This window comes from Microcystis sp. M44BS1, assembly GCF_020244875.1.
In the GTDB taxonomy this organism is placed as follows: Bacteria; Cyanobacteriota; Cyanobacteriia; order Cyanobacteriales; family Microcystaceae; genus Microcystis; species Microcystis panniformis.
In genome coordinates this window covers 1-8,238 of record NZ_JADBVM010000109.1, presented here as the reverse complement: position 1 = coordinate 8,238, position 8,238 = coordinate 1, and the positions used below count along the sequence as shown (strand labels likewise).

General features: G+C 43.8%; 1 protein-coding gene and 2 pseudogenes. 2 read left to right on the top strand and 1 reads right to left on the bottom strand.

From position 1 onward, the window contains the following. Together IM515_RS07985 and IM515_RS07980 are read left to right on the top strand one after the other, a co-directional pair. Positions 1-151 (top strand): annotated as a pseudogene (locus tag IM515_RS07985) (RNA-guided endonuclease TnpB family protein); the annotation flags it as partial. A gap of 73 nt (positions 152-224) precedes the next feature. Beyond that, entirely contained in the window at positions 225-7,913 is a 7,689-nt protein-coding gene (locus tag IM515_RS07980) for a type I polyketide synthase (RefSeq protein WP_287629415.1), read from the top strand. A gap of 44 nt (positions 7,914-7,957) precedes the next feature. Here IM515_RS07980 and IM515_RS07975 read toward each other — a convergent pair. After that, positions 7,958-8,092 (bottom strand): annotated as a pseudogene (locus tag IM515_RS07975) (ABC transporter ATP-binding protein); the annotation flags it as partial. Between the last annotated feature and the right edge of the window lie 146 nt (positions 8,093-8,238).

Genomic DNA, 8,238 nt, shown 5'->3' with positions numbered 1-8,238 from the left:
CCATGACCGAGATATTAACGCTAGTAAAAATATTTTGGCCGCAGGGCTTGCGGTGTCAGTCTGTAGAGCGACCATAAGACCAGAACAGAGTAAATCTGTTAAGGCAGGTGCGAAAAATCCTTCGGGAAAGAAGCAGAAACCTAAATCGTGAGGTTTGGGAATCACCGTCCGTTTACGGCGGTGAGGATGTCAATTACCTATTTTCTCATGCTATATATTTTCTTATGCTAGATCGTTCATATTCTTGGGCTAATGAGACTACTAAGATAGCAATAATTGGCATGGGATGTTATTACCCTGGAGCCAATGATTTGCAAAAACTTTGGGAGAATATCCTAGCAAGAAGACAGCAATTTCGAGAAACACCTGATGCAAGATTGCCCTTAGTTGACTATTACGATATTGACCGTAAAACTCCCGATAAAACCTATGGCAATCAGATGGCAGTCATAGACGGGTTTAGGTTTAATTGGGCGAAGAGAAGAATTCCTAAAAAAGCATTTGAGACAACAGATATTACCCATTGGTTAGCACTTGAAGTGGCGATAAAAGCCTTTGAAGATGCTGGCTATACGCGAGAAAATATTCCTACTGACAAGACTGGAGTCGTTTTAGGCAATACCTTAACGGGCGAGCAAAGTCGTTCTCTATCTATGCGAATGCGCTGGCCGTTTGTGCGCCGAAGTTTGCGGGAGTCCGCTCGGATAAAAGGTCTTCTCCCAGAAAGCTTAGGAGTTTTGGAAGAGCTAATGGAAAAGCTCTATAAATCTGTATTTCCCAACATTAATGAAGATAGCCTAGCTGGTAACTTGTCTAATACTATTGCTGGGAGAATTTGTAACTTTTTCAACTTAGATGGAGGCGGTTATACCGTTGATGGTGCTTGTTCATCCTCTCTCATTGCCGTCATAACAGCTTGTACCCATCTAGCTAACCAACAATGGGATATAGCTTTAGCAGGAGGCGTGGATATCAGTTTAGATCCCTTTGAATTGGTTGGTTTTGCCAAAGCAGAAGCACTAACCGCCAATGAGATGAGAGTATATGATCGCCAGGCCAGTGGATTTATCCCTGGAGAAGGCAGTGGTTTTGTTGTCCTCAAACGTTTAGAAGAAGCTAGAGCGGCTGGAGATTATATTTATGGGATTATTGAAGGATGGGGGATTTCCTCTGATGGCAAAGGCGGTCTGACAGCACCTTCCCAAATTGGTCAAGCCAAAGCACTGCGTCGTGCCTACGAACAAGCAAGCTATAGCAGCCACGCACTAGATTTTATTGAAGGACATGGAACGGGAACTCCTTTAGGCGATCGCACAGAATTAGAAGGAATTGCCCTAGCGCTTGCGGCTGATGGAGAAATCGCGCCCCGTTCTGTTGGCGTTACCTCTTTTAAATCCATTGTCGGTCATACTAAAGCGGCCGCAGGAATAGGCGGTTTAATTAAGGCAGTCATGGGAGTTAATCAACGGGTGATCCCTCCCACTGCTGGTTGCAGGGAACTTAACCCCGTATTTGAAACCACCGCTCAAGCCATTTATCCTGTCATCAGTGGAGCAGTTCGTCCCACCAGCGATATTTTGCGGGCTGGAGTCTCAGCGATGGGATTTGGCGGGATTAATGCCCATGTAACCCTGACTTCTGGCGATCCTCCCTCGGTTTATTTAAAATCTTCCCTTAATGAACGGGCCTTATTAGTTTCTCAGCAAGAAACAGAGCTATTTGTGCTAAATGCTGGCTCGATCGAGGCTTTAATCGAACAAATTGAAGAGTTATATCCCATTGCACAAAAAATGAGTCTGGCAGAAATGGCCGACTTAGCCGTTCATTTAACTCAACAACTGCAACCCTCCCAACCGATTCGCGCCGCAGTGATCGCTGAAACTCCCAAACGTTTAGGAGAACAACTGCAAAAATTACAACAAATCCTCAAGGAGCAGCCACCGAGTCCAGGGGAGGTGAGGACATCTGTGCCAAAAGACTTATGGCTCGGTAATCAGGTTAAGCGCAACCGTGTCGCCTTTCTGTTTCCTGGTCAAGGATCGCAAGCTTTAAACATGGCTCGAACTTTGGTGGAACGCCATAGTTGGGCGCAAGAATTTCTGGCCCAAGCGGATCGATGGCTGCAGGAGCAACAACTTGACCCCATCAGTCCCTATATTTACCATGACCTAGAACGAGCCAAAGATCAGCAACAAATCCAACAGTGGTTAAAAGCGTTAACGGCTGCTCCCATTGCCTCTGCTGCGATTTGCTTGACTTCGCTACTCTGGCAACGTTATCTTGCTCGCTTAGGCATTAACCCTGTTGCCGTTGGTGGTCATAGTTTAGGAGAATTAACCGCTTTTCAGGCTGCTGGAGCTTATGACGAGAAGACTCTCCTGTGTTTTGCGGCCATCCGAGGAAAGGCAACCTCGACATCAGGACAACCGCCTGGAACCATGGCCAGCTTAGGATGCGATCGCTTAACTGCTGAAAGCTTATTAGAAGGAATTCCCAGTTATGTAGTCGTTGCCAATATTAACAGTCCCAGTCAAACGGTCATTTCTGGAGAGCTAGAGGGGATTACCGAGGCGATCAGTCGGGCTGAGAGGAAAAATATCCTAACTCGTCAATTACCCGTGTCCAACGCCTTCCATTCGCGGCTGATGTTGCCATCAGCGAAGGTACTCAGGGATAGCGCTCTCATTCCTCAACAATTGGTCTCACCGTCAGTATCGCTGTTTTCCAGTGTTAACGGCCAACAATTACAAGCAAGATTAGAGCTGCGAAACCATTTTGCTGATCAAATTGTCGCCCAAGTTGACTTTATTTCTCTGGTTAAGGCGATGACATCGTCATCTGACTTGATGATTGAAGTGGGGCCGGGTAAGATACTTTCTGACTTGGTAAAAGCGAATACGACAGCTGACGCTCCTTTCTGTCTTCCCTTGGAGTCAAAAGCTGGACGTGATCGCGACCTCAACACTGTTTTAGGTAGTTATTTTGTCCTCGGTGGTGACGTTCATTGGCAAGAAGTTTATGAAAATCGTCTGATCCGGCCTTTTGTTGCTCCACAGGAACAGGTATTTATTCAAAACCTCTGCGAAAGACCGTTTCAGGTGTCTGAAGAAGAGATCTCTGCCATCGCTGATAATCAGCACCTAGTCGATTTAAAATCATTGTTACTGACTAATAAGTTTCAAGAATCTGAAGATTTCAGCACTAAGATTGATTCTTTAAAGATTTTTCCAAGTATCGATGATAATGCCGACAAAGGCATTGCTCAACAAATTCCCGTCAATAGCCAACCACTATCTTTATCGCTGGAAGCAATTCTTATCGATTTAGTGGTTCAGCAAACCGAATATCCACGAGACAGTATTACTTTAGATGCCAAATTACTTGACGATCTCAATTTAGACTCGATCAAAGGAGCAGAATTAGTGGCCGCTATGGCTTCTCAATGTGGTGTAGCTGGTCAAATTGATCCGTCCAGTCTAGCTAATGCTAGTTTACAAGAAATCCTAGAAGTTTTCCGTCCTTTAATTGGAGAACAGACCAACAATAATTATAGTAACAACAGGCAACAATTACCGAAAACAGAGATCAAGCAAAATTCGCCACAGTTGACAACGAGTAAGGCGAGTACAGCCCTAACCAACCAGCCAGTGAGTTTATCTCAGGTAAATAAAACCAAGCTCCCTCTAGGAGATTTAAATCCTTGGGTTCGCAATTTTGTAATTGAATATGTGATAGAAGAAATTCCTGCTTCAACCAATCATAATGTTATCAGTCAGACAAGAGAAACCGAGGAGAATCAGGAATTAGAAACGGCTAATCTGTTCTGTGAGGATAACTGGGAAACGGCGAAGGTGGTGATTGTTTGCGAAGTCGAAGAAACTGATGTCGCCCAGGCTCTTAGTCAAGTTCTGCAAACGAAAGGATCTCAAGTTCAAATTGTTAATTTCAGTGCAATGAGTCATGAGGTTGTTCAGGCAAAGAGTGACTTTTCTCTCAGGCAAAATGTAAAAATTAGTCACTTTATTGCCATTTTTCCTCGCCATCCTCAAGAAAATCTTTCTATAGAAAACCGTCTCCAAAAAGCAATGGCTAGACTACAATCTGTAGCAACACCTCCTCTAGCTTCTCAGGATCAACGTCAATACACCAGCGTCAGTTATGTTCAGTTTGGCGGAGGCTATTTTGGCAAAAGAGGGCAGAATCCTCAAGCCGTAATTTTCAACCAAGATCGTCAGAATCGTAAAAAAGTAAGAACCGGGAGCCAACCTCTCGAGCAAAGCTGTAGTGTCGGTTTTGCCGCCAGCCTCCATTTAGAACGCGCCGATCTCAAAGTGCGGGTGATTGATTTATCATTAAAGCTTTCTGTGTCTGCGATCGCTCAACGCATTATCGAGGAAATCTCTCGACCGCAAGCCTATCTTCTCGTCGGTTATGATGAACAACTCTGCCGACGAATTCCGCGACCGCAAGTTCAAGACCGAGCCAGCTATTCTCCTCGTAATTTAACTTGGTCTGCTGAAGATGTGTTCCTAGTTACTGGAGGAGCCAAAGGGATTACCGCCGAGTGTGCCTTAGCCTTAGCCGAAAAAACAGGCGTTCCTATGGCTTTGGTCGGTAGTTCTTCCCATCCTGAGGAAAATTCCCCCAGTCCCCGGAGTGCAGAGATTGCCAGGACTCTCAAACGTTTTCAAGAGAAAGGACTAACTTGTCACTATTATTCCTGTAATATTGCTGATATTGAGTCAGTCAAAACCCTTGTCGCCAGGATTGAACAAGAACTCGGACAGATTACAGGAGTCATTCATGGAGCCGCTATTAACCGCCCTCAAAAGGTCGAACAATGTCCTTTAGAAGAAGCTTATCAAGAAGTTACTCCCAAAATCTTAGGGCTTCTCAATCTTATGGGAGTTTTAGAAAACAAAGCGCCCAAGCTAATTGTTGGCTTTTCCTCAATTGGTTCGGTGTTGGGACTGCCTGGAAATACTTGGTATAGCTTCTCCAATGAAGCATTAGATTTAATTCTCCGGCGTTTTCAGCAAGAACACCCCAAAACCGCGGTTATTTCCCTTGCCTATAGTATCTGGGCAGACGTAGGCATGGGAGCGCGGATGAATGCAGTAGAAAGTCTAGCCCGTAGGGGGATTGAAGCGATCTCGGTATCGGAAGGAGTCAGTCGTTTTGTTGAACTGGTAGAAAATGATCCGGGAGATGCTCAAGTCGTAATTACAGCAAGACTCGGTAATCTAGATTCTCTCAAAGGAAATTTTGATACTTGGCTGACAAAACGAACAGCGCCGCCAACAAGACTGACTTTTCTAGAACAGATAGAGATACTAGAACCTGGCGTAGAAAGCGTTATTCGCAGCCATCTTACTCTAAAACGGGATTCCTATGTTCAACACCATATTTACAAAGGTTCTTATCTATTCCCTACCGTGTTTGGTCTGGAAGCTATGGCCCAAGCGGTAGCTTATACTTTAAGAAAAGAAAACCTCTTATCAGTTCGCTTAGAGAATATTCGTTTAGAAAGGCCAATCGTTGTTGACCCCAAAAACGGAGTAGAAATTGAACTTCGGACTGAGGTACTGGAACGACAGTCGGCTCAAGAGCCGATACGAGTTCGCGCTGAAATTAGAACAGAACGAACAGGATTTGCCCTAGCGCATTTTGCGGCTGACTTTGTCTTTGGCCAAACAAAGGAAATTCCTCTGGAGAAAAGACAACTGCCTTCAACACCTCTCGATCTCGATCCCCTTCAAGATCTCTATAGCTGGTTATTGTTTCAAGGTCCTCGTTTTCAACGCTTAGAGCAGATTTATAGTTTAGACTCTCATCAGATCCTCTTTCGCACACAGAAAGGGATTCATAGTTCTGCGAGGGAAAAAGACTATTTAGATCGGGCTGATGGGCCGTTCATTTTAGGAGATCCCTATTACCGAGATTCTTTAATCCATTCAGTACAGGTGATGATTCCTCAAGATCTTTGTTTACCGATTGGAATCGAGAGCCTTGAAATTAACCAATTTAATGCCTACGAGTCAGAGTCTTGTTTTGGTCTAGCGATCAACCAAGGTCAAAAAGACCGACAGTACAATACGACTGTTTTAGCGATGAATCCACAGGGGGCAGTTATTGAAAAGCTTGAGGGTTATCAAGTTCGTGTTCTTGAACGCCGTGAAGATTATCCGACAGCCGAAGAAATTGCTGATCCTAGTGAGCGAGATGAACAAAGACTTCAATCTGAACTGTATCGACGATCGCCAGAATTAAAAGTGGCGGTTCCTGCGTTATCTCTCGTTTATCTTCCAGGGTTACATAGCTTATCTGTTGAAGAACGTCATCAATGCGAACTGCCAATTTTTGAGAAAACGCTCAAAAAACAAACATCTCAACCATTTCAAATCAAATGGCTTGATTCAGGAAAACCCGTTGTTGAGGGGCTAAAAGAAGACTCATTAGAAATCTCTTTATCTCATGATGATCAATTTTGTCTCTGTGTGGCCGATCGCTTTCTTCAAGGATGTGATCTGGCACCAATCACTCACCGTTCTCAAGCTGATTGGTTAGCCTTGTTAGGAAATGCCCGTGAACCCTTGATGCGGCAGTTACTACTTTCTCGTCAAGCCGAATCAGTAGATGTTGCAGGAACTCGGATTTGGGGAGCGCTCGAAGCTCTACGCAAAGCCATAAATCTTCAAAACATTGATCTAACGCTGAGTCATCAAGTCGAAGATAGTATTCTTTTTGTGGGAACGGCTGAAGGTTACTCTTTAAGTGTCCTCACTTTTCCTATAGTTTTGACTCGCGGCGCACCAAGAATTGTGGCAGTGGTGGTTAAGGCGTTCAATATCCCCCCAGAAACCACAGATTTTATCCCTTGTTCTACCACCTCAAGGATCGAGCAGGGCGTTCAACCTTCTGATATTTATCGTCTCAACATTGCCCACGATAATTCTAAAATTTGTGTCGTTCGCTGGCCAATTTCTCATAAACACACGGCTAATTTTAGCAAAACAGTTTATTTTTCTCAATTTTTTGCTTGGATAGACAATGTTCGAGATCTGGCGATGTGGCCGTTGCGGGAGGCTCTAGTTGAGGAATTGGCGACTGGAAACTGCGGGATGGTGACTAATCACGCTCAAGTTCATATTTTTGGCGAGGCAGGACTCCAAGATATTCTGGAGGCCCGTATTTGGATTGGAAATGTTTCAGGATCAGCCAATTCTACCGTTAATTTTTATTATGATTGGCTCAAACTGCTTCCTAATGGTGAGTTTGAACGGATTGCGACAAGTAAATTGACAATGACTTGGGTTCAGTTATCTCCTAACTTTAGCTCTGAGCCAACAGCTTTACCCGCTTTTCTGCAAAATTTTGTCGAGCAGCTTCATCTTCCAGATTTTACTCTTAAACCTGTACCAAAATCCGATAAAATGGGCAAAAAGATTTATCAATTGCCGACTGGGCCTCATCCAGGTCTATTTTTACACAAAGAGATCTTCAAAACCTCTAGAGAAGACAGTGATGCAATGGGGAATATTAATTTTGCTACTTACGGGATTTGGCAAGGCAGAGTTCTCGATCAATTTATTTATAAATTAATTCCAGACTACTATCAAAGAACTCAAAGTCAAGGAGAATTTCGGACATGGCACAGTGAGGTTAAATATTTGCGAGAAGCATTTCCTTTTGACTCCATTGAGGTAATTATGTCTCTCCAATCAATCTCCGAGTGTGGGATGGGTTTAAGATTTGAATATTTCCGAATCACCCCGGAGGGAAAAAAACAAAAAGTTGCTATTGGCGAACAATTTACCGTCTGGTTAGTTGCAACAGAAAAAAGAACTTATGAACCAGCACCTTTACCCCATCGAGTTAAAGAAGCTTTATCCAATTACTGCGACTTATCATAAAGTGCGGAAAGTGGACTAAATCATTCGGCAAAGAGGCAACGCCTTCAACAAACTCTATTGACTTCAATTAGCCGACCATCTTCCATGTGAAGGAGGCGGTAGCCAATATCTAAGATACGATTGTCGTGAGTGACTAGCAAAATAGTACATTGTTGTTCTCTGACGAGACGCTGCATTAGGCAGACGGTAGTGATTCGGTAGTAGTGGTAAGCCATCTTGCTTATCTGGACTGAGTCGTGTAGAATATTTACTAATAAAAATAATTGCTTGATAAATGTTGGGGATTTGCTTTTTATGATTGCTATTTTTATCAATATCTTCTCTT

Coding starts and splice junctions, on each gene's coding strand:
- IM515_RS07980 (WP_287629415.1), top strand. CDS start 225: ATGCTAGATCGTTCATATTCTTGGGCTAATGAGACTACTAAGATAGCA.